General features: G+C 75.2%; 17 protein-coding genes. 10 read left to right on the top strand and 7 right to left on the bottom strand.

The window, feature by feature from the left end; genetic code table 11:
* Positions 1-31: 31 nt before the first annotated feature.
* The 4 genes from ACZ58X_RS12440 (at position 32) to ACZ58X_RS12425 (ending at position 9,309) form a co-directional block, all read left to right on the top strand.
* Positions 32-775 (top strand): SOS response-associated peptidase, encoded by a 744-nt coding sequence (locus tag ACZ58X_RS12440; protein ID WP_470333629.1) that lies wholly within the window; start codon positions 32-34, stop codon positions 773-775.
* A 156-nt stretch (positions 776-931) separates the two neighbouring features.
* The gene (locus ACZ58X_RS12435; protein ID WP_470333628.1) at positions 932-6,994 is read left to right on the top strand and encodes a tetratricopeptide repeat protein; all 6,063 of its coding nucleotides are present in this window, start codon (positions 932-934) and stop codon (positions 6,992-6,994) included.
* A gap of 6 nt (positions 6,995-7,000) precedes the next feature.
* Positions 7,001-8,260, top strand: coding sequence for a CHAT domain-containing protein (locus ACZ58X_RS12430; RefSeq protein WP_470333627.1), 1,260 nt, complete (start codon positions 7,001-7,003; stop codon positions 8,258-8,260).
* Positions 8,257-9,309, top strand: a complete 1,053-nt coding sequence (locus ACZ58X_RS12425; RefSeq protein WP_470333626.1) for a hypothetical protein — start codon at positions 8,257-8,259, stop codon at positions 9,307-9,309. Before ACZ58X_RS12430 ends, ACZ58X_RS12425 begins: the two co-directional genes overlap by 4 nt.
* Positions 9,310-9,345: 36 nt before the next feature.
* Here the strand turns inward: ACZ58X_RS12425 and ACZ58X_RS12420 are convergent, their stop codons facing one another.
* Entirely contained in the window at positions 9,346-9,891 is a 546-nt protein-coding gene (locus ACZ58X_RS12420) for a hypothetical protein (protein WP_470333625.1), read from the bottom strand.
* Positions 9,892-10,077: 186 nt separating this feature from the next.
* Complete coding sequence (locus tag ACZ58X_RS12415) at positions 10,078-11,319, bottom strand: styrene monooxygenase/indole monooxygenase family protein (RefSeq protein ID WP_470333624.1); 1,242 nt, start codon at positions 11,317-11,319, stop codon at positions 10,078-10,080.
* Positions 11,320-11,565: 246 nt separating this feature from the next.
* Between ACZ58X_RS12415 and ACZ58X_RS12410 the strand changes: the two genes are divergently transcribed.
* The 3 genes from ACZ58X_RS12410 to ACZ58X_RS12400 all read left to right on the top strand — a co-directional run bounded on the left by ACZ58X_RS12410 (position 11,566) and on the right by ACZ58X_RS12400 (position 15,092).
* The gene (locus ACZ58X_RS12410; RefSeq protein ID WP_470333623.1) at positions 11,566-11,919 is read left to right on the top strand and encodes a zinc ribbon domain-containing protein YjdM; all 354 of its coding nucleotides are present in this window, start codon (positions 11,566-11,568) and stop codon (positions 11,917-11,919) included.
* Positions 11,920-12,104: 185 nt separating this feature from the next.
* Positions 12,105-13,157: an alcohol dehydrogenase catalytic domain-containing protein gene (locus tag ACZ58X_RS12405; RefSeq protein WP_470333622.1), complete on the top strand. Its 1,053-nt coding sequence runs from the start codon at positions 12,105-12,107 to the stop codon at positions 13,155-13,157.
* A 192-nt stretch (positions 13,158-13,349) separates the two neighbouring features.
* Entirely contained in the window at positions 13,350-15,092 is a 1,743-nt protein-coding gene (locus tag ACZ58X_RS12400; RefSeq protein ID WP_470333621.1) for a penicillin-binding transpeptidase domain-containing protein, read from the top strand.
* A gap of 12 nt (positions 15,093-15,104) precedes the next feature.
* Here ACZ58X_RS12400 and ACZ58X_RS12395 read toward each other — a convergent pair whose 3' ends face one another.
* The gene (locus ACZ58X_RS12395; RefSeq protein ID WP_470333620.1) at positions 15,105-15,641 is read right to left on the bottom strand and encodes a hypothetical protein; all 537 of its coding nucleotides are present in this window, start codon (positions 15,639-15,641) and stop codon (positions 15,105-15,107) included.
* A gap of 75 nt (positions 15,642-15,716) precedes the next feature.
* Entirely contained in the window at positions 15,717-16,988 is a 1,272-nt protein-coding gene (locus tag ACZ58X_RS12390; RefSeq protein WP_470333619.1) for an MFS transporter, read from the bottom strand.
* Between the two features lie 254 nt (positions 16,989-17,242).
* Between ACZ58X_RS12390 and ACZ58X_RS12385 the strand changes: the two genes are divergently transcribed.
* Positions 17,243-17,767: a GNAT family N-acetyltransferase gene (locus ACZ58X_RS12385; RefSeq protein ID WP_470333618.1), complete on the top strand. Its 525-nt coding sequence runs from the start codon at positions 17,243-17,245 to the stop codon at positions 17,765-17,767.
* Between the two features lie 21 nt (positions 17,768-17,788).
* Here the strand turns inward: ACZ58X_RS12385 and ACZ58X_RS12380 are convergent, their stop codons facing one another.
* Together ACZ58X_RS12380 and ACZ58X_RS12375 are read right to left on the bottom strand one after the other, a co-directional pair.
* Positions 17,789-18,055, bottom strand: coding sequence for a hypothetical protein (locus tag ACZ58X_RS12380; RefSeq protein WP_470333617.1), 267 nt, complete (start codon positions 18,053-18,055; stop codon positions 17,789-17,791).
* 128 nt (positions 18,056-18,183) lie between these two features.
* Positions 18,184-18,678 carry a nitroreductase family deazaflavin-dependent oxidoreductase gene (locus tag ACZ58X_RS12375; protein WP_470333616.1) on the bottom strand — a complete coding sequence of 165 codons (495 nt, stop codon included), beginning with the start codon at positions 18,676-18,678 and terminating at the stop codon, positions 18,184-18,186.
* 149 nt (positions 18,679-18,827) lie between these two features.
* Between ACZ58X_RS12375 and ACZ58X_RS12370 the strand changes: the two genes are divergently transcribed.
* The gene (locus ACZ58X_RS12370; protein WP_470333615.1) at positions 18,828-19,511 is read left to right on the top strand and encodes a TetR/AcrR family transcriptional regulator; all 684 of its coding nucleotides are present in this window, start codon (positions 18,828-18,830) and stop codon (positions 19,509-19,511) included.
* A gap of 103 nt (positions 19,512-19,614) precedes the next feature.
* Here the strand turns inward: ACZ58X_RS12370 and ACZ58X_RS12365 are convergent, their stop codons facing one another.
* A complete protein-coding gene (locus ACZ58X_RS12365; RefSeq protein WP_470333614.1) occupies positions 19,615-20,658 on the bottom strand; it encodes a helix-turn-helix domain-containing protein in 1,044 nt (347 codons plus the stop codon).
* Positions 20,659-20,775: 117 nt separating this feature from the next.
* On the opposite strand from ACZ58X_RS12365, the gene ACZ58X_RS12360 reads away from it, so the two are divergent.
* A complete protein-coding gene (locus tag ACZ58X_RS12360; protein ID WP_470333647.1) occupies positions 20,776-21,672 on the top strand; it encodes an alpha/beta hydrolase in 897 nt (298 codons plus the stop codon).
* Positions 21,673-21,804: the final 132 nt, after the last annotated feature.

Genomic DNA, 21,804 nt, shown 5'->3' with positions numbered 1-21,804 from the left:
GGTTGTCGGAGCCGGGTGGCAGGCTGGGGGCATGTGCGGCCGCTTCGTCTCCACCACCACGCCCCAGGACCTCGTCTCACTGCTCGGAGAGCTCCGGTGGGACCCAGCCGAAACCCTCGCGCCGAGCTGGAACGTCGCCCCCACCGACGCCGTCCCGGCCGTCCTGGAACGCGTCGACCGGGAGACCGGCGAGCTGTTGCGCCAACTCCGCCCGTTGCGCTGGGGCCTCGTGCCGTCCTGGTCCAAGGACCCGTCCGGCGGCGCCCGGATGATCAACGCCCGCTCGGAGAGCGTCGACAGCAAGCCCGCCTTCCGCAAGGCCTTCCGGGCCCGCCGCTGCGTCATCCCCGCCGACGGCTACTTCGAGTGGCGGGAGGTGCCCGCCACCGCCGACCGAAAGAAGTACAAGCAGCCGTACTTCCTCAGCACCGGCGCCACCATGCTGATGGCCGGCCTGTACGAGTTCTGGCGCGACCCCGCCCGCCCCGAGGACGACCCGCTCGCCTGGCTCGCCACCGCCACGGTCATCACCACCGACGCCACCGACTCCGCCGGGCGGGTGCACGACCGGATGCCGCTCACCGTCGCCCCCGACGACGTCCCCACCTGGCTCTCCCCCGCCCACACCGACCCCGCCGAACTCCACCACCTGCTGCGCCGGCCCGCCGACGGCGCCCTGCGGGTGCGCGCCGTCCCACCCGTCGTCAACAGCGTCCGCAACAACGGCCCCGAGCTGCTCGCCGACGCCCCGGACCCGCTGGGGCTCGCCGACTGACCACCGACCACCCCCACCCGGGCCCCGCCCAATCCCAGGAGGCCGCCCAATCCCGGGAGGCCGCCCATCCGCTGACAGCACGTCCGACCTGCACTACGGTAGGCGGGCAGCGCAGGACACGGGGGCGGGGGCGAGGGCGGCGCAGTGTTGATGTCCATGACGGCACACGGGCGTCCCGAGAACGGCATGCCCGGCCCGGAGCCCTACGAGCAGCGCCGCCGCCCCGGCTCGCCGTTCGCCGGCGGCGGCGACCCGCACGTCGCCGTCCTCCCGCCCGAGGCCGCCCGGGCCGCGCTGACCGTCCGGGCCACCACCCCGACCCCCAACCTCCCGCCCCGGGCCGCCGGCCGACTCATCGGCCGGGAGGGCGAGTTGCGCGCCGTCGCCGACGCCCTCGGGCACGCGGACGGCGGCGGGCTGGTCACCCAGGCCACCACCCTGCACGGCCTCGGCGGCGTCGGGAAGACCAGCCTGGCCCTGCACCACGCCTACGCCCGGGCCGGGGACTACCGGCTGATCTGGTGGATCACCGCCGAGTCCGAGGGCCAGCTCGCCGAGGCCTTCGCCGGGCTCGCCGTCCACCTCCACCCCTCCTGGGCGCTCACCGCCCCGCCCGGCCAGCAGGTCGAGTGGGCCATCGCCTGGCTCCGCGCCCACGACCGCTGGCTGCTCGTCTACGACAACGCCGAGGACCCGGCCCACCTGACCCCCTACGTCGGCCGACTCCTCGGCTGCGGCCACCAGTTGGTCACCAGTCGGCGCGCGAGCGGCTGGCACCCCGGGATCCGGCCGGTGCGCGTCGACGTCCTCGACGCCCCGGAGGCCGCCCGGCTGCTGTGCGCCACGGCGTACACCGGCGACACCCTGGACGCCGCGGAGCAGGACGAGGCCCGGGCGCTCGCCGACGAGCTCGGCCACCTGCCGATCGCCCTCGCCCAGGCCGGCGCCTACGTCCAGCAGACCGGCACCACCTTCGCCGCCTACCGCGAACTGCTGCGCGCCACCGGCCCGGTGGGTCCGGGCGCCGAGTCCACCGTGGCCCGGCTCTGGCGGACCACGCTGCGCACCGTCCAGCACACCGCGCCGTTCGCCGTCGAGCTGCTGCGCACCCTCGCCTGGTACGCCCCCGAGGCGCTGCCGCGCGAGGTGCTCACCCCGTACGGCTCCCGTCGGCCCGAGGAGGTCGACCGGGCGCTGCGGCTGCTCGCCGACTACCACCTGATCACCCTCGGCGAGACGGTCGCCGTCCACCGGCTGCTCCAGGCCGTACTGCGCGAGGCCGACGGCGACCGCACCTTCCGGCAGCGGGCCGAGCACCACCTGGCGGCGGCCGCCACCCGGCTCTGGCCCTCGGGCGGTCCCGGCCTGCGGCGCGCCCTGCTGCCGCACGTCCGGGAGCTGGCCGACAGCGGCCCGTCCGACCGGCCGACGGCCGGCACCGTCGCGCTGTACGAGCTGGCGGCGGCCGAACTCACCGACCGGGCCCAGCGGGTGTACGCCGTACGGCTGGTCGAGGCCGTGGCGGACGCCCAGCGCCGACTGCTCGGCGAGGACCACCCGGACACCCTGACCACCCTCGGACGGCTCGGCCGGCTCCAGGCCAAGACCGGCGACCCGGCCCGGGCCCTCGAACTCTGCCTGGACGTGGTCGCCCGGCGCACCCGCCTCCAGGGCGCGGACCACCCGGCCACCCTCACCGACCGGCACACCCTGGCTCAGGCCCACCGCAAGGCCGGTCAGCACGAGGCCTCCGTCACCGAGTACCGCGCGGTCGTCGCCGACCGGGCCCGGGTGCTGGGGCCGGACCACCCCGACACCATGCACAGCCGGGCGAGCCTGGCGTACGCCCTCCAGGTGGCCGGGCAGCACCGGGAGTCGGTGGCCGAGTACGAGCAGCTGGTGGCGGACGCGGAACGGGTGCTCGGCGCCGACCATCCGGACGCGGTGACCCGGCGCAGCGGTCTCGCCTTCGCCCAACTCGCCGCCGGCCACTACAGTTCGGCGATCGCCCGGTACGAGCAGGTGGTCGCCGACCGGACCCGGCTGCTCGGCCCCGACCACCCCGACACCCTGAACGGCCGCCGCTGGCTGGCCGCCGCCCACGCCGACACCGGCGACCACCTGGCGGCGCTCGCCGCCTACCGGGCCCTCGTCGCGGACTGCACCCGGGTGCAGGGCCCGGACCACCCGCAGACCCTCTACGCCCGCAAGCGCCTGGCCTCCGTCCACCGCAAGTCCGGCCGGCCCGCCCTCGCCGTGGCCCGGTTCGAGGAGCTCGTACCCGACTACACCCGGGTGCTGGGCCCCGACCACCCGCACACCCTGAACGCGCGCAGCGGACTGGCCCGCGCCCACCGCGAGGCGGGCCGGCCCGACCTCGCCGTCGAGCAGCACCGCGCCCTGGTCCGCGACCGCACCCGCACCCAGGGCGAGGGGCATCCCGAGACGCTGGAGGAGCGCAGCTTCCTGGGCTTCGCCCTGCGCGTCGCCGGACGGCCCGCCGAGGAGGTCGAGGAGCTGGAGCGGCTGGTCGCCGACCGGGCCCGGTTCCAGGGCCCCGACCACCCCGACACCCTGCACGAACGCTCCGGCCTCGCCCGGTCCCTGCACGCCGCGGGCCGCCCGCACGACGCGCTCGCCGTGCGGCGCCGGCTCGTCGCCGACCGGCAACGGGTCCACGGCGACGACCACTTCGAGACCTTCGACGCCCGGCTGCGGCTGGCCCGCTCCCTCGACGAGGCCGGGCTGCGCCGGCAGGCGGCCGAGGTGTGCGACCGCCTGGTCGCCGACCGGCAGCGGGCCGTCGGCCCCGACCACCCGGACGTGCTCACCACCCGCTGGTGGCAGGCCTCGATCCACTCCAACGCCTGCGACTACCGCAAGACGCTGACCCTGTTCCGGCTGCTGCTCGCCGACCGGACCAGGCTCCAGGGCCCCGACCACCCCGCCGTGCTGAACACCCGCTTCTGGCTGGCCACCACCCTCCGCAACCTCGGCCGGCACCGCGAGGCCCTGGCCCAGTACGAGGCGCTGCTCGCCGACCGCGTCCGCCTCCAGGGCCCCGACCACTCCGACGTCCTGAACACCCGCTTCTGGCTGGGCCACAGCCACCAGTCCCTGGGCGACCACCGCCGCGCCCTGGAGCTGTACGAGGCCCTGGTGGCCGACCACATGCGGATCCACGGGCCGGACCATCCGGACAGCATCGACGCCCGGGTCAGCTGCTTCGCGCTCCACCTGAACACCAGGGACCACCGCCGGGCGGTCGAGCTGGCCGAATCCCTGGTCCGGGACCGGACCAGACTCCAGGGCGCCGACCACCCCGAGACTCTGACCGCCCGCCACTGGCTGGCGACCGCGCACCAGAACGCGGGCGCCCACCGCCGGGCGGACCAGCTGTTCGCCGCCCTGGTCGAACACCGCACCCGCGTCCAGGGCCCCGACCACCCCGACACGCTGCTGGCCCGTTACGCCCGCGCGTCCGCCCACCAGAGCGCCAACGGCCCGCAGCACGCGGTGCCGCTGTTCGAGGCGCTGGTCGCCGACTGCGACCGGGTCCTCGGCCGCGAGCACCCGGACACCCTCAACATCCGCATCGGGCAGGCCCTCAGCTGCCACGAGGCCGGCGCGCACGAGCGGGCGGCCGAGCTGTTCGAGACGCTCACCGCCGACCTCGTCCGGGTCCTCGGCCCGGACCACCCCACTACCGTCCGGTGCCGGCGCGAGCGCGCCTCGGCCTGCCGGGGATCCGACGAACACCCCAGCGCCATCGCCGAGTTCACCTCGCTGGTGGCCGACCTCACCCGGGTCCACGGACCGGACCACCCGCACACGCTGGAGCTGCGCGGGGAGCTGGCCCGCTCGTACTCCCGGGCCGGCGACCACCGCCGCGCTGCGGAGTCGTTCGCGGCCCTGGTCGCCGACCGCACCCGGATCCTGGGCCCTGACTACCGGGACACCCTGGACACCCGCTGGTGGCAGGCCCTCGCCCAGAGCGAGGCCGGCCATCACCGCACGGCGGGCGAACTGTTCGCCGCCCTGGTCGCCGACCGCGCCCGGGTGCTCGGCCCCGACCACCCGGACACCCTGAACGCCCGCTGGTGGGAGGCGGCCTCGTGCCGCTCGGACGGCGACCTCGACCGGGCCCGGCAGCTGTGCGAGCGCCTGCTCGCCGACCGCCTGCGGCTCGACGGCCCGGACCACCCGGAGACCCTCGACGCCCGGCTCCTCCTCGCCTGGGCCCACCGGACCGCCGGCGACCACCTGCTCAGCATCCGGCTCAGCGAGGCCCTGCTGCTCGACCGGATCCGGATCCACGGCCCCGACCACCCGGCCGTCCTGACCGCCCGGAGCGTCCTCGCCGCCGACCTCGCGTACGCCGGACTGCGCCGACGGGCCGTCACCGACCGGGAGCAGCTGGCCACCGACCACGACCGCGTCCTCGGGCCGGACCACCCCGACACCTTCGCCGTCCGCTCCCTGCTCGCCCAGGAGCTCGCCAAGACCGGCGAACTCGACCGGGCGACCGCGCTCCTCACCGACCTGGTCGCCGCCCGGCGCCGGACCCAGGGTCCGGACCACCCGGACACCCTGGAGGAGCGGGACGAGCTCGCCTACACCCACCGCCTCGCCGGACGCCACCGGCAGGAGGTCGCCGAGGTCCGGGCGCTGCTCGCCGACCACGAACGCGTCGACGGCCCGGACCACCCCGCCACCCTGACCGCCCGCCACCACCTGGGCCACGCCCTGCGCCACGGCTGGCAGCACGACCGCGCCGACGCGCTCTACCGGGCCCTGCTCGCCGACCGCGGCCGGATCCTGGGAGCCGACCACCCCGAGGTGCTCGACGTCCGGGACAGCCTCGCGCGCAACCTCGCCGCGGCCGGCCGCCACGCCGAGGCCACCGCCGCCTACCGCGACGCGCTGACCCACGCCCTCGCCGTGCACGGGCCCGGGCACTCCTTCGTCCGCGAGCTCCGGCGCGACCTCGCCAGGACCTTGTTGCCGGCCGGTGAGACCACCGCGGCCGTCGCCCAACTGGCCCCGCTGGCGCAGGAGTGGGCCCGGCTCACCGGTCCGGGCCTGCCCGAGCTGGTGCACGCCGGCTGCGTCCTCGCCTTCGCCCGGCACCTGGACGGGCAGCCCGAACCCGCGCTCCGGCTGGCCGGCGACCTGGTCGCCACCGCGGCCGCCGCCCTCGGCGACCCGGACGACGCCACCGTCCCGGCCCGCCTGACCGAGGCACTCCTGCTCGCCGACGGCCCCCGCCCGCTGCGGGCCGTCGTCCGGCTGGAGGAGCTGGTGGAAGCCTGCACCGCGAGCCGGGGCCCGCGCAGCCCGCTCACCCTGGAGGTCCGTCAGGGCCTCGCCCACGCCCGGCTGCGCGCCGGGGACGCCGACGGGGCGGTCCGGGTGTACGAGCGGATCATCGCCGACCGGCTCCCGGCCGGGGGCGCCTCGCCGACCACCGAGCTGCTGGCCGGTCACCGGGAGGCCGACGACGTCGCCGTCAGCGTCGGTGCCCTGCGCACCGGGCCGGTCCCCGTCGTTCCCAGCCTCGCCGTCGGACTGGCCCTGGCGCTCGCCGCGGACGGGCGCCGCGACACCGCCCGGGCGCTACTGACGGCGGTCCGCGTCGGGCGCGAGGCCCTGATGGGCCCCGGGCACCCGCTGGCGGCCGAGGCCCGTACCGCGCTGACCCGGCACGACCGCGCGGAGCCCACGCCCGCGCCCGTCCCCGGCGCACCCGTCCACACCCAGGCCGCGCCGGCCCACGCCGGGCTCGAGCGGGGTGCGCCGGAGCTGCTCCCCCGCCGTACCCGCGGCTCGGTGCACCGCGCCGTCGAGGCACCCGCGCCCCGGCCCGCCTGGCGGCCCCGCCTCACCCTGGTCGAGGACCCCGCCGTGGGCGTCACCACCCACGTGGAGTTCCACCTCGAACCCGCCGACGGCTCCGTGCCCGCGGTCCTCCCCGAGCTGCGCCTGGTCGCCGCCGTGTCCCCCGAGGCCCTGCTGGATCCGCCGGTCGCCGACCACGTGCCCGCCGGTGCGCCCGCCCGGTTCGCGCTCACCCCGGCCGCGGCCGGCCCGCACACCGTCCGGATCACCGTCTTCGACCGGGGCCACGGCGCCGTCCTCCAGGACCTCTCCGCCGTCCTGGACGTCCCCGACATCCCCACCGACGTCCCCGCAGAACCCGAAGACCAGGAGCAGGAGTAGATCGACGTGCCCCGGGACCTCCAAGTCGCCGTCCGACAGAACCCCTCGGCCGACTACACCCGGCTGCCCCGGCAGCTCGGCCCCGCCGACGGCCTCCCGCTCAAGGGGCCGGCCCCGCTGGACCTGATCGTCTCCCTCCGCCGGCACGGCGACGAGCTCCACATCAGCGCCTTCCGCCCCGGCGAGCGCACCCCCGGGAACCGGATCCACCGGGCCCGGCTGGCCGTCTCCGCACCGACGCTCCTCGCCAAGGCCGCCCGGCTGCGCTCCGTCTGGCGCGACCGGCTGATCGGCTACGACCCCGACCCGTACCACCCCTACCCCTTCGCCACCGCCGTCGACTTCACCCCGCTCGCCGAGGTCGCCGAGCGCAAGGTCGCCGAACTCGCCGAGGAGGGGCGGTACTTCCTGGAGACGATGTTCGAGGGGGGCGACCGCAGCCTGGTCCTGTTCCGCGACTACCTGAACCGCACCCTCACCGAGCACGGCTCGCTGCGGATCAGCTTCGACTCGGACCTCCACCTCCCCTGGCCGATGCTCGCCGTCGAGGGCCACCAGCCGGACGACTGGGCCGACTTCCTCGGCCACCGCCACCAGGTCGAGCAGACCGGCGCCGCCTACCCGCCGATCCAGCCGCCCTCCTCCCCCCGCGCCAAGCCCGTCACCAGCCTCAACACCGACGACCAGCTCACCGGCATCGGCCGGGCGCCCGAGGTCCGCAAACTGCTGGAGGACCGCTCCCAGCTGACCGTGCGCACCGAGTCGGACCGGCTGCTGGAGGCGCTGTCCGCAGCCGTGCTGGACGAGGACGTCATGTACTTCTGGTGCCACGGCCAGTTCGTCGCCAACGACTCCCCGTACGAGCAGCTCGCCGTGCGGCTCTCCGACGACCGGCACATCGACGCCGAGCTGGTGCGCCGCCACCGCCGCCGCCACCTGGACCGGCCGGACGCCGTGTTCCGGCCGTTCGTGCTGCTGAACGCCTGCCACACCGGGCAGTCGGCAGCCGCCGAACTCGACCATCTGGGGCGGGCGTTGGTCGACCTGGGCGCGGACGGCGTGCTCGGGCCGCAGCTCCAGATCCCGCAGGAGTTCGCCGCCGAGTACGCCTTCGCCTTCCTCGACCACTACCTGACCGGCGAGTTCACGGCCGGCGAGATCACCCAGCAGCTGGTGCGGTGGTTCGCCCGCGAGTACCGCAACCCGCTGGCGCTCGCCTACTCCCTGCACTGCGGCATCGACAGCATCCTGGAGCTCAACCCGTGACCGCACCCCTGCGCCCGGCCTCGACAGCCACCGTACGGCCCGCGACCGTCGACCTGGACGAGCACGGCCGGCTGCTCGTCCCCGGCACGACCACTCCCGTCCCCGAGGCCAGGGTCGCCGACCACCTGGCCCGGCACCTGCGGATCCCCGAGTGGGCGACCGACCTGTACGTCTACGTGCACGGCTGGCAGACCAGCCCGGCCGCCGCCGACCGCTCGGCCGCCGCCCTGGTCGAGCGGGCGGCCGCCCTGCACCGCGCCGCACCCGCCGGCTACCCGGGGCTGGCCGCCGGGTTCCGCCCCTGGTGCGTGGTGGTGCGCTGGCCGTCCTCCAGCCTGCCGACCCTGCACGGCTACCGGCGGATCCGCGAGCGGGCGCACGCGATGAGCGCCCGGGGCCAGGCCGGGCGCATCCTCGGCCACCTGCTCGGCTACCTCGACACCGGCCGGGGCCGACCGGACGCCCCACAGGTGCTGGCCAACCGGCACGGCCAGTACCTCCACCTGCTCGGGCACTCCTTCGGCGGCCGCTTCCTCTGCGAGGCCGTCCAGTACGCGGCCGACCGCCCGGCCGGGCCCCCGGTGCTCAGCTGGACCGCCCGGCCCGGCGACCGGAGCCGCCCGTTCACCGTCGACAGTGCCCTGGTCTTCCAGATGGCCGCGCCCCGGGACGCCTTCACCCGGCTCTTCCCCCGGCTGTTCCTCGGCCCCGGCCGGGCCGGCGCCCCGCTGCGCGGCCCGCTGGTGCTCACCCATTCCCGCTGGGACCGCGCCACCGGCTTCTGGCACCTGCGCGCCGAGGGCCACCCGGGCATCGGCCACTCCGGCACCGGCGCCGCCCCCGTCCCCCAGTTCACCACCCGGCTGCGGCCGACCGACTCCCCGTACCCGCACGCCGACCTCGACCACCCGATCGTCAACGTCGACGCCGGCCACCGCTACCGCGGCAGCCTCGCCGCCCGTCGCCTCCACCCCTCCGGCGCCCACTCCGACTTCCACCACCCGGAGTCCGCGCACCTGCTGCTCAGCCTGGCCTCGCACTCCCGCTGAGCCGCGGTCCGCCTCCGGTCAGCGCTGACCCTCCGGTCAGCGCTGACGGACGGCGGTGAACCCGCAGACCGGCGTGCAGAGCGTGACGATGCCGCTGTAGCGGTAGTTGGTGCGTCCCCGCGAGATGGTGTGCATCGTCAGCTTCTCGCGCAGGGTCAGCTGGTGGCAGCGCGGGCAGGCGGCGTCGACCTGCTTGCCCCAGGGGCGGTTGGGGTTGAGCTTGCTGATCGCCACTCCCATCAGGACCACCGACAGGCCGGTGCCGATGAAGCCGACCGCCTGCCACACACCCTTCCCTGACTCGCGGCGGTCGATCATCTCGTCGTAGCTGAACGTGCCCCCGCCGCCGCGGTTCGAGATGATCTGGCAGGTGTTCTGCCTGGTCATGGTCTGGCCGTCGCAGTCCGGGGCGCTGGTCGGATCGGCCTTGCCGACGACCAGCGCCAGGAAGAGACCGAGACCGGCCAGCAGGACCAGCACCACCAGCGCCGTGGTCCGGCTGCGACCGGTCTGCAGGCGCGTGCGCTCCTTCACCGCCGTCTCTATCACCGCGTGCGCCATGTTGCTGCCGTCGACCGCCACCACGTGTCTCCTGTTGTTCGCGTTCTGTGCTTCGTTGTCCCCCGGCGGACCGGGGCCGACACGAACCCACCATCATCAGGTCGTTCCCGCGCGGCACTTGGCGAGATCGTGACCCTGTCGTGACCCCTTCGACGCCGTGGTCCGACGACCGCCCGACGGATGCTCTACGGACGCCCGACGCGGTGCTCAGCTCCGGACCGCCGGGGACGCCAGGTAGGCGGCGGCCTTCTCCGGGTCGAGCAGCCACTCCTCGACGTCCTCCGGATGGTCGAAGCAGTTGGCGAACCGGTCGGCCACGGCCTGGAACCGTCCGGCCGCGCCGAAGAGTTCGACGGCGTGCGGGGGCGCCGGGCGGAGCATCGCGTTCGACCAGTCGGTGACGGCCCGGCCGGTCTCCGCCCAGAAGCGGTCGAAGGCGGCCTGCTGGAAGTCCCGGTCGAACGGCTTGTCGCCGTGCGCGAGGATCGCCTCCAGGTACCGGGCGGCGCACTTGGCGGCGGCGTTGGCGCCCTGCCCGGTGATCGGGTCGTTGGTCACGACCACGTCGGCGACGCCCAGCACCGCGCCGCCGCCCGGCAGTTCGCCGACCGGCCGGCGGACCACCGGGGCGAAGCGGCCGGCCAGGATGCCACCGGCGTCGGTGAGTTCGACGCCGGAGCGGGTGCGGTCGTACTCCCAAGGAGTGAAGGTCTTCATCAACTCCAGCGTCACCCGCAGGTGTTCGCCCGGGTCGCGGAGCCCGTCGAAGGCGTCCGCCGGACCGCCGGGCTGGGCCTCCCAGAGCAGGATGTCGCAGGGCCCGGCGGCCGTCAGGGCCGGTACGGCGAAGAACTCGCCGACGCCGGGCACCAGATTGCAGCGCACCGCCGGGAACTCCTGGTCGGGGCGCGGCGCCAGCCCGTACACATAGCTCGCGGCGAGCGCGCGCTGCGGGCGGCGGAACGGGGAGCGCTCCTCGTCGCGCTCGAACAGCGAGGCCAGTCTGCCCTTTCCGGAGGCGACCAGCACCAGGTCGTAGGAGCCGGCGAGGTGTTCGACGTCGGCGGCGCTCACCTGCCGCACCTCCGTCCGGCCGCCGCGCTCGGCGTAGAGCTCCAGCCAGGCGGACATCTTCAACCGCTGGTCGACGGACTGGGCGTGGGCGGCGAGCCGTCCGGTCCAGTCGATCACCCTGGCCGCGCCCGGGCCGCTGACCGACAGGCCGATGCCCTCGATCCGCGGCGCCGCACCGGCCCACAGGTCCAGGCCGAGGGCGCGCTCATGACGCAGCGCGGAGTCGAACATGCACTGGCTGGACAGCACCCGCCCATCCCGAACCGCCTGGGCGTCACGGTCCGTCAGCAGCGTGACGTCGTAGCCGTGGGCCTGCAACCCGAGGGCCAGTTGGAGGCCGGCCTGTCCGGCGCCGACGATCAGAATCCTGCGCATCGTCCCTGCTCTCCTGGTGGTCCGTCCGCCCCGGACCGCCCGCCGGGCCGGCTGCCAGGGCTTGGATACCAGTCCGGAGCGCCCGCGTCCACGGCGCGGACGGACCGGGCGCGCGCCGGGTGGGGCGCGGCAGCGACCGAAGGGCGCGGAGCACCGGGATGTCGATTTGAAAAATTCTTCAAGTTCATACAGGCTGACGTGCCGCCGACCCCGTGCCGACCGGACAGAACAGGACAGCCCGCGCCCATGAGCGACGCCCTCCCCCCGTGCCCCTCGTGCTCCAGCGAGTACACCTATGAGATGAACGCCCTCCTGGTCTGCCCGGAGTGCGGCCACGAGTGGGTCCCCGCCGACTCCGACGCCGAGGCCGGCGCGGGCGAGCGGGTGATCCGGGACTCGGTCGGCAACGTGCTGAGCGACGGCGACACCGTCACCGTCGTCAAGGCCCTCAAGGTCAAGGGCAGCGCCTCCGGCATCAAGGCGGGCACCAAGGTCCGCAACATCCGCCTGGTCGACGGCGTGGACGGCCACGACATCGACTGCCGGATCGAGGGCTTCGGCGCGATGCAGCTCAAGTCCAGCGTGGTGAAGAAGGCCTGAGCCCGGCGGGGCGGTCCGCGGGGCCCGGCTCCGGGCCGTCGGCGCAGGGCCGACAGCACGGGCCGCAGTACGGGACCGGCAGCACGGGACCGGCAGCGCGTGGCCGACCTCGGGGGAACGCCGCAAGCTGGTGTGGTCAGCGTGCACGGGCCTGCCCCGCGCCGACCTCCGTGAGAAGGATCGCCATGGCTGCCACCACCCCCACTCCCGCTACCGCCGACGGCGTCGTGCGGGCCGTCCACGTCGCCGCCCCGGGCGGGACTCCCGAGCTGGTCGAGGTTCCGCTGCGCACCCCCGGCCCCGGTTCCGTCCGGATCGCCGTCGAGGCGTGCGGCGTCTGCCACTCCGACCTGCTGATCGCCGGCGGCCTGCTACCCGGCACCACCTTCCCGGTCACCCCCGGTCACGAGATCGCGGGCCGGATCGACGCCCTCGGCGAGCGCGTCGAGGGCTGGCAGCTGGGCGACCGGGTCGCGGTGGGCTGGTTCGGCGGCAGCTGCGGGCACTGCGAGGCCTGCCGCGACGGCGACGCCATCCTCTGCCCCCAGCTCAAGGTGCCCGGCGCGGCCTACCCCGGCGGCTACGCCGACTCCGTCATCGTGCCCGCCGACGCGCTCGCGGCCGTGCCCGACGGCCTGACCGCCGTCGAGGCCGCGCCGCTGGCCTGCGCCGGCGTGACCGTGTTCAACGCCCTGCGCCGCTCCGCCGCCCGCCCGGGCGACACCGTGGCGGTGCTCGGCCTCGGCGGCCTCGGCCACCTGGGCGTCCAGTTCGCCCACGCCATGGGCCTGCGCACGGTCGCCATCGCGCGCGGCGCGGAGAAGGGCCCGCTGGCGTACCAGCTCGGCGCGGACCACTACGTGGACAGCACCGCCGAAAACGTCGCCGAGGCCCTCCAGGCGCTCGGCGGGGTCAAGGTCGTGCTGGCCACCGTCACCGACGCCGACGCCATGTCCGCCACCGTCGACGGCCTGGGCCGCCGCGGCGAGCTCGTCATCGTCGGGGTGTCCCCCGCCCCGCTCGCGATCAGCCCGCTGCAGCTGATCGCCGCGGACCGCAAGGTCTACGCCCACTCCTCCGGCGCCGCCCTCGACACCCAGGACACCCTGCGCTTCGCCGAGCGCACCGGGGTCCGGGCCTGGGTCGAGGAGCTCCCGCTGGAGGAGACCGCCGCCGCCGTCGCGAAGATGAGCAGCGGGCGGGCCCGGTTCCGGATGGTCGTCACCACGGGCCGCTGACCCGACGGTCCCCTCAACAAGGTCAAGCGTTCGCAAAGACCCTGCCGTCGAACGCTCGATCGACCACGCTTAGGCTGGTCCGCGCCCGAACGACCGCCGGGCGGCCGCCCGGGCAGCCGGCCGGCCGCGCCGACGGGGCGGGGGCCCACGAACGCCGGACGTCACAGGAAGTACCAGGGGGGACGCAGCAGCATGCACCGGGACCACGAAGAGTACGAACCGTACGAGCCGTACGGAGAGGACGGGTACGCCGACCACCTCGTCCACCCCGACGGCCACCAGCAGGCCCCGCAGCGCCGGCGGTCCCGCCGGATCTGGTTGGTGGCGGTCGGCGGGGTGTTCACGGCCCTGGTCGTCGTCGGGGGATACGGCGCCTACAACGTGATGAGCGCCGTGTCCGGCGGCTCCTCCGGCACCGGCGGCGGGGCCGCCCCGACGGCCGCCAAGGAGCAGCAGGCGCCGCCCACCGCCGAACAGGCCGACGCCGTGGCGAAGGACTTCCTGGCGGCCTGGGGCCGCGGCGACCTCACGGTCGCGGCCGGGCTCACCGACCGCCCGGAGGCCGCCCGGATGGCGCTCACCTCCTTCCACGACAACGTGTCCGCCCGCGCCCTCACCCTGACCGGGACGGGCCCCGCGCCCGCCGGCACGCCGAGCGAGCCCGCCGTCGGCTACCGGGTGCGGGCGGAGTTCGACGGCACCACCCAGGCCTGGGAGTACGAGAGCACCCTCGGCGTGATGCGGGCCTCCGACGGGCGGCTGCTGGTGCGCTGGGCGCCGACCGTGGTCCACCCCGAGCTGGCCGCCGGCCGGACCATCACCGTGAAGGCCCTGCCCGACCCGGTGTCCAAGCCCACCGACCGCAAGGGGCGGCCGCTGGACGCGTTCCCGTCGCTGCAGTCCGTGCTGCCCCGGATCGCTCCGCCCGACGGCGCCAAGGTCGTCACCGGACAGGCCGTGGTGCTCTCCGGCGGCGGCCAGCAGACGGAGCAGCTGTTCGTGCTGACCCCGCCGAGCGCCCCACAGGTCAAGCTCACCCTGGACGCCGACCTCCAGCAGGTCGCCGAGGAAGCGGTGAAGCAGCAGTCCGCGAACGGCAAGCCGGCCTCGCTGGTGGCCGTCCAGCCGAGCACCGGCAACATCCTGGCGATGGCCTACGCCCCGCAGGGCGAATTCAACCGCGCGGTCGGCGGCGGGCAGGCACCCGGTTCGACGATGAAGGTGATCACCGCGGCCGCGCTGCTGGAGGCCGGGGTCACCCCGGACACCGCCGCACCCTGCAAGGAGACCACCAACTCCCCCAGGAGCTGGCACAACGACGAGCCCGGCAGCCACCTCGACTACACCCTCAGCGACGACTTCATCCAGTCCTGCAATACCGGCTTCATCGACAAGGGCCTGGAGAAGCTCCAGCTCGGCACGCTCAGCTCGGTCGCCCGCGACCAGTTCGGCCTCGGCCTGCAGTGGCGGATCGGCATCCCGAGCCGCGATGCCACCATTCCCGTGCCGGGTAACAAGGACGAGGCGGCGGCCGCGTACATCGGCCAGGGGCAGATCCAGGTGAACTCGCTGCTGATGGCCTCGGTCGCGGCCACCGTGCAGAGCGGAACGTTCCGCCAGCCGGTGCTCCGCGAGGACGCCAAGCGCGTGACGGCCCCCGGGAAGCTTCCCGGCGACGTCGCCCAGGGGCTGCGCGCGATGATGGCCAGGACGGCGACCCAGGGCACCGCGCGCGCCCCGATGTCCGGGCTCGGCGGCCAGATCGGGGCCAAGACCGGCACCGTCGAGGCGGGTTCGGGTCAGGCCACCAACAGCTGGTTCATCGCCTACCGCAACGACCTCGCCGTCGCGGCCGAGGTCGAGGGCGGCGGCCACGGCAACAGCGCCGCCGGCGTCGCGGCCGCCCAGGTGCTCAAGGCGGGCGGCAAGGGCTGACGGGGCCCGCGCTCAGAGCCGCTCGACCTGGTCCGGGGTCACGCAGTGGGTGCGGTCGCCCACCTCGACGGTGTACCCCTTCGGAGGCTCCAGGAGCCTCTCCCACCACAGACCGGTGACCTTCCCGACCGCGGTGGCCGGCGAGCTGCCCGCGACGGTCCCGGTCGGCCCGGCCCCGGTCGGCCCGCCCTCCGGGGCCGGGCCGACCGGGATCCGTACCCGGGTGCCCTCCGGCAGGTCACTGCGGTGGCGGGGCGGCAGGTCCGCCGGCCCGCCGCCCAACGCGAGCAGGAACTCCGGCCGCAGCCGCCAGGGGCTGCCGTCCTCGGTCACCACCCGGTACACGGGCCCGATCCGGCCGTCCCGTTCGTCGCGTTCGACCTCGCACTCCACCACCACGCCCCGGCTGCCGACCAGTTCCGCACCGAGCCACCCCAGCTCCGGCCTCGGTGGCTCGGGCGAGGTCAGTTCCACCCGTGCGCCGTAGGCCAGTTCGGCCCGCTCCGGCCAGGGCGTCGCGTCAAGCGGCCAGCGGTGCCCACCCGTCACGCCCGTACCCCCGTCCTCGCCGGATCCCGACCACCCGCGCGGATCCCCCCAGCCCGGCTGGTTCTGCACGACACGCTATCGGTCGGCCTCCACCGGCGCGGACCCGCCCGGCCGCCGGTCCGGCTCGGGCGCCGCGGAGCGGCTCCGCTCGGCCCAGGCGGCCACCGGCGGTCCGGCCGCACCCAGGGCGGCGAAGAACACCCCGAGGAGCAACCAGCCCGGCTGTCCGAGCGCCAGGACCGCACCGGTCAGGACCACCGGGGCGAGCGCCTGCCCCGCGTCGAAGCCGATCCCGAACAGGCCCTGGTACTGCCCCTGGGCGTGGTCGGGCGCCAGGCCGAAGGCCAGCGCGTAGCCGCCCGAGGACTCCCACACCTCGCCGACGCTGTGGACGCTCACCGCGAGGACGGCGAGCACCGGGGCGACCCACACCGGGACGTCGGCGGTCAGCGCCATCAGCGGACAGCTGACCAGGAACAGCAGCCCGGCGAGCCGGAAGGCGCGGCCGCCCTGCCGCGGGGTCTCCACCGTGGACCCGAGCCTGCTCTGGAGCAGCGCGCAGACACCGCTGTTGACGGCGTAGACCGCCGCCACCGTCCAACGCGGTGCGCTGGTGTGGGAGCTCAGCCAGATCGGCAGCAGCAGCGAGACCGTCTGGTACTGGAGGCCCATCGCGCTGTAGAGCGCGACGAACGACACGTACGGCCGGTCCGCCAGGACGGACCACCGGCGGTGCTCCGCGGGCCGGGGCAGCGGCCGGTAGTCCGGGACGCCCAGGAAGCCGATCAGCCCAGCAGCGGCGAAACTGGCGGCGTTGGCGAGGATCAGCGCGGTGTAGGCGGCGCGGGTGTCGATCTGGATGGCGACGGCAGCGCCCAGGGTGCCCGCGACCACGCCGAGGTTGACGAAAGTGCGCAGCCTGGCCCGGAACGCGGCCGGACGGTCGCCGCCCGCCCGCGCGACGATCGCCCCGCCCGCCGCACTGCTCGCCGCGGCGGCCAGCCGGTCCAGGGTGGCGACGAGCGTGAACGCCGCCCAGCCGTCGATCAGCACGAAGGACGCCATGGTCACGGCCTGCAGGGCCAGGCCCACCAGCCAGACGGTGCGCGGCCCGTGCCGGTCGGCCAGGTTGCCCGCCGGTATGCCCGCGGCCAGCCCGCACAGGCCCGCGATCGTGAGCCCCGCGCCGACCTGGGCGGCGGGCAGGTGCACCACGAGCGTGAAGTACAGGATCGACGCGGTGTTGAACAGGCCGTTGCCCACCCTGCTGACGAAACTGGCCGTGATCAGGGCTCGTTGCGGCCCGGAGGCCGTACCGTCGACCGTCCGATTTCCGGATCTCCTCATGATCATGCCGATCAGGCTAACAGCGGCGCTCCTGGGGCCGATCGGCCCGTCGAACGAGCTCCCGTGGAAAAGCACTTGCCCGAACGAGCCGCCGGTGCCAGCATCTGAGCCATGATCACGAGAATCGAGCCGACCACCCGCTGGTGAGCGCCGCGCACGCGCACCCGTCGCCCGACCACCGCCCCGGTCCGACGCCGACGGAGGTTGCGGCGCGAACCGTGACGGCGGACCGACCGGCCGGGCATCATGGCGCGGTGCCCGAACTGATCACCCCGACCGCACGGCTGCGGACCTCGTTCCTGGCAGCGGTGGCCGAGTTCCACGCCGAACCCGGCCAGGCCGTCCCGTGGTTCGTCAACGACGTGGACCCGGCCGCGCTGACCGACCCCGAGGCCTTCGCCACGTACGTCGCGCGCGTCCTCGCCGAGCGGACCGAGGCGGGGACGCGCGCGGACGCGGGGGTGCCGATGACCACCCTGTGGTGGGCCGAGGGCGACCAACTCCTCGGGCGACTGGCGATCCGCCACCGCCTCACCCCGAGCCTGGAGCGCATCGGCGGCCACATCGGCTACGACGTCCGCCCCGGCGCCCGGCGCCGGGGCCACGCGACCGCGATGCTCGCCGCGGCGCTGCCGGTGGCCGCCGAACTCGGCGTCACCGGCGCGCTGCTGACCTGCGACGAGACCAACACGGCCTCCCGCCGCGTGATCGAGGCCAACGGCGGACGCCTGATCGCCACCGAGGGGAGCAAGCTCCGCTACCTCGTCCCGACCACCTGACGCAGGCGCCCCGGCCGCCCGTCAGCCCCCGCACACCGGCCGGAGGACCCGCTCGACGACGGCCGCGGCCTCCGCCGGGTGCTCCAGCAACCACCGGCCGAGCCGTTCCTCCACGGCCCGCGCGACGCAGGCCCGCACGACGCTGTTGCCCAGCCGGTCGCGAACGGCTCCCTCGAACTCCGGCCACTCCAGGGCCACCGACACGACCGCCGTCAGGCCCCCGACGACCCGGTCGGCGTCGAGACCGAGGTCGGGGGCGAGGTCGCCGTCGACTTCGGGGCCAACCACCGTCAGCAGGGCAGCGTTCCGGGCGGACCCGAGGTCCCCGATTCCGGGAAATTCCGCCGTGCCGGTCGGAGCTTCGCGCCGAAGCTCCGCGCTGCGGCTCCGCACCGCGCTCCGCGTTGCGGTCCCGCTCAGCCGATCGCGACGCGGAAGACCGGAAAGCCGGGGGCGATCCGGAGCAGTTCGGCGGTCGAGGAATCGGCGTCGATGCCCTCGAAGAAGTAGCCGACCTCCCACTTCCAGCGGCGCAGGTAGGCGCGGAGCACCTCGGGCTTGTCGGCGTCGGACAGTTCGGTGGCGCGGAAGGTCTCGGTGCGGCGGCCGACCCGCAGTTCGCCGGTGCCGGCGGCCCGGAGGTTGCGGACCCACTGGGTGTGGCCGCGTGGCGCGACCAGGTACTGCACGCCGTCGTGGGTGAGCAGGTTGACGGGGGTGGTGCGCCATTCGCCGCTCTTGCGGCCGCGGACGGCGAGGACCCGGGAGCCCCAGAGGCTGATGCCCGCCTTGGTGAGGGCGGCGACCGCGGAGTTGAGGAGCTTGCCGGTGGCGATGCCGAGGCGGGTGGTGGGCGCCACCAGGCGGGTGGCGGGGTCGGGTGACTGGGCGGAGTGGCTGGGCTGGGACATCGGGTTTCCTCGCTTCCGTTCCATGACTACCGCTTCGATTCGAGAGCACTGCTCTCGGCGACGACTCCAGCATGACACCGGCCACCCCGCAAAGCAAGAGCACTGCTCTCGAATGCGTGCATCGATCCGATCTGTGGCAGACTGCCCCCATGCCAGCGATCCGGACCGCCCGCGAACGGGCCCGCGAGGAACTCACCCGCGAGATCAAGCAGGAAGCCCGCCGACAGCTCGCCTCGGCGGGCGCCCAGCAGCTGTCCCTGCGCGCCGTCGCCCGCGAGCTGGGCATGGCCTCCTCGGCGCTCTACCGCTACTTCGCCAGCCGCGACGAGCTGCTCACCGCGCTGATCATCGACGCCTACACCGAGCTCGGCGAGGCCGCCGAGCACGCCGTCACGGCCGAGCCCGGCGCGTCGGCACGCGAGCGCTGGCGGGCCGGCTGGCAGGCGACCCGCGACTGGGCCCGGGCCAACCCGCACGAGTTCGCGCTGATCTACGGCACCCCCGTCCCCGGCTACGCCGCCCCCGAGACCACCGTCGAGGTGGCCGCTCGCCTCCCTCTCGCCCTGCTCGGCGTGGTACGCGCCGCCCCCCTGCGCCCCACCCCCGCCGGCCCCGCGCCCCGGGGCACCCTGCCCGAGCAGCTCGCGAACCTCGCCGCCTTCGCGGCCCCGGAGCTCCCCGCACCCACCCTGGCCCGCGCCGTCTCCGCCTGGATCCAGCTCATCGGCTTGATCGGCTTCGAACTCCACGGCCACCTGGTCGGCTCGCTCGACCCGGCCACCGACTTCTTCGCCTGGACCGCGGAGGAGACGGCCGACTCCCTCGGCCTCTGACCGACGGCCCACCCAGCGACGCCCCACGCACCGACGCCCCACGCGCCGACGTCCCGCGCATCGACGCCCCACCCGGCGACGCCCCGCCTACCGACGCCCCGCATCAGTCCCGCGACAGCCGCCAGGCCGCGAGGGCGAGCCTCGCCCGGGTCATCCCCTGGGGCTCGGCGAGGTCGAAGCCCAGCACCCTGGCGATCTGTTCCAGCCGCCGGGCCACACTGCTGTGGTGCAGGTGGAGCAGTTCGGCGGCCCGGCGCAGCGAGCCGGTGGCGCAGTAGGCGTCCAGTGTCGCCAAGTCCTCCGGCCCCTCGGCGATCCGGCCGACCGCGACCACGTCGCCGTTCACCCGTAGGGCGTCCGGCGGCACTTCGGCCAGCAGCGCCAGCGCGCCCAACTCCGCGTACCGGACGACGGGTTCGCGCGCGGTGGTGAAGCGCAGCGCGGTGCGGGCCTCGCGCCAGGACCGCTCCGGGCTCCCCGCCCCGCCGATACCGACCCGGAACCCGGCCGGGAGCCCCGTCCGGTCCGGCAGCGGTTCCCGGGCGGCGGCCAGCACGGCGCCCACGTCCGCCAGCGGCGCCGCCTTCACCGGAACGCCCGGGAAGCAGAGTGCGGCGGCCCGGTCGAGCGGGAGGGGCGAGCGCACCGCGGCCACCACCAGCGCTCCGGGGGCGAAGCCCAGCAGCCGCAACGCGCGGGCCCGGGCCGCCTCGTCGCCGTCGGGGCTGATCGTGAGCTCCACCAGGGCGGGATCGGCCATCGTGGTCCGGGCCGGGCCGTAGCGTTCGACGGCGGCCGCGACGGCGATGGCCAGCCGGTCGAGCACCACCTCGTCCAACGGGCCCGCCGGCCCCGGGCGTTCCAGCCACACCGTGCCGATCTCCTCGTCGTCGAGGGTGACCGGCGCCTCGCTGGAGGACGGTGCGGGCGCGCCGACCGGCTCGGTGCCGTGCGGCGAGACCCTGGTCACCCGTCCGGTGCCGTGCAACCGGATCCCGGTCACGCACTCGGCGAGCCCCGCCGAGGCCCGCGCCAGGGCCGGGAGGTCCACCCGACGGCGCATCAGCGTGTCGTAGAACGTGACGATCCGGAGTGCGCCGTCCACGTACGGATCGAACCCCGAGAGCCGTACGGCCAGTGCTTCCATCCCAGCAGGATAGGGGGGCCGGCCCGGCGCCTCCCGCGCCGATCGGCGCGCGATCGGCGCGGGAGACGCGACGGACGGCGGATGACCGGCCCCCGCGCGGCCGCCAGGATGATCGGCATGGATCCCGAACTCGAAGCCTTCGTCCCGCTGTTCCCGAAGTCCGACCTCTCCTCCCCGGCCGACTCCCGCAGGCAACTCGCCGAACTCGCCGCCTCCGTACCGGTCCCCGACCTCGGGGACATGGTGGTCGAGGACCGTACGGTGCCCGCCGACCCCCCGGTCCCGGTCCGGATCTACCGGCCCACCGGGGCCCGGGGAGCGGTCGTCTGGCTGCACGGCGGCGGATTCGTCATGGGCACCGTGGAGACCGAGCACCCGTGGGCGGCCCGGCTCGCGGTCGGCTCCGGCGCGGTGGTGATCTCGGTGGGCTACCGGCTGTCGCCCGAACACCCCCACCCGGCCGCCCTGGACGACGCCCACGCCGTCCTGCGCTGGACGGTCGACCACGCGGCGGAGCTCGGCATCGCCCCGGACCGGATCGCGGTCGGCGGCCACAGCGCCGGCGCCGGGATCGCGGCAGGACTCGCCCTGCGGGTGCGCGACGAGCAGGGGCCGGCGATCCGCTTCCAACTGCTCAACCAGCCCGGCCTGGACGACCGGCACGACACCTGGTCGGCACGGAACTTCACCGACACGCCCTGGTTCGACCGCGCCAAGGCCATCGACGCCTGGCGGCACTACCTCGGCGGCCGGCCCGCCACCCCGTACGCGGCCCCGGCCCGCGCCACCGACCTCACCGGCCTGCCACCGGCTTACATCGCCACCGCCGAGTACTGCCCCAACCGCGACGAGGACCTCGGCTACGCGCTGCGCCTGCTCCAGGCGGGCGTCTCGGTCGAGGTGCACCAGTGGCCGGGCACCTTCCACGGCTCGCACGCCATCGTGTCCGCCGACATCTCCCAGCGCCAACACGCCGAACTCGGCGCCGTCCTCCGCCGCGCCCTGGCCGACTGAGCCCGGCCGGTCGTCCGGGCTCGGTCGGCCCCGGAGACGGCGAAGGCAGGGAGGTCAGAGCCTCCCCGCCACTGTCAAGGTACCGCGCGAGGGGGGCCTTGCGGCAAGGCCCCCCTCGGGGCGCACAATCGT

Source organism: Kitasatospora sp. NPDC040550, assembly GCF_055594965.1.
The sequence above is the reverse complement of the archived record's forward strand: the minus strand, read 5'-3'. Positions and strand labels throughout refer to the sequence as shown.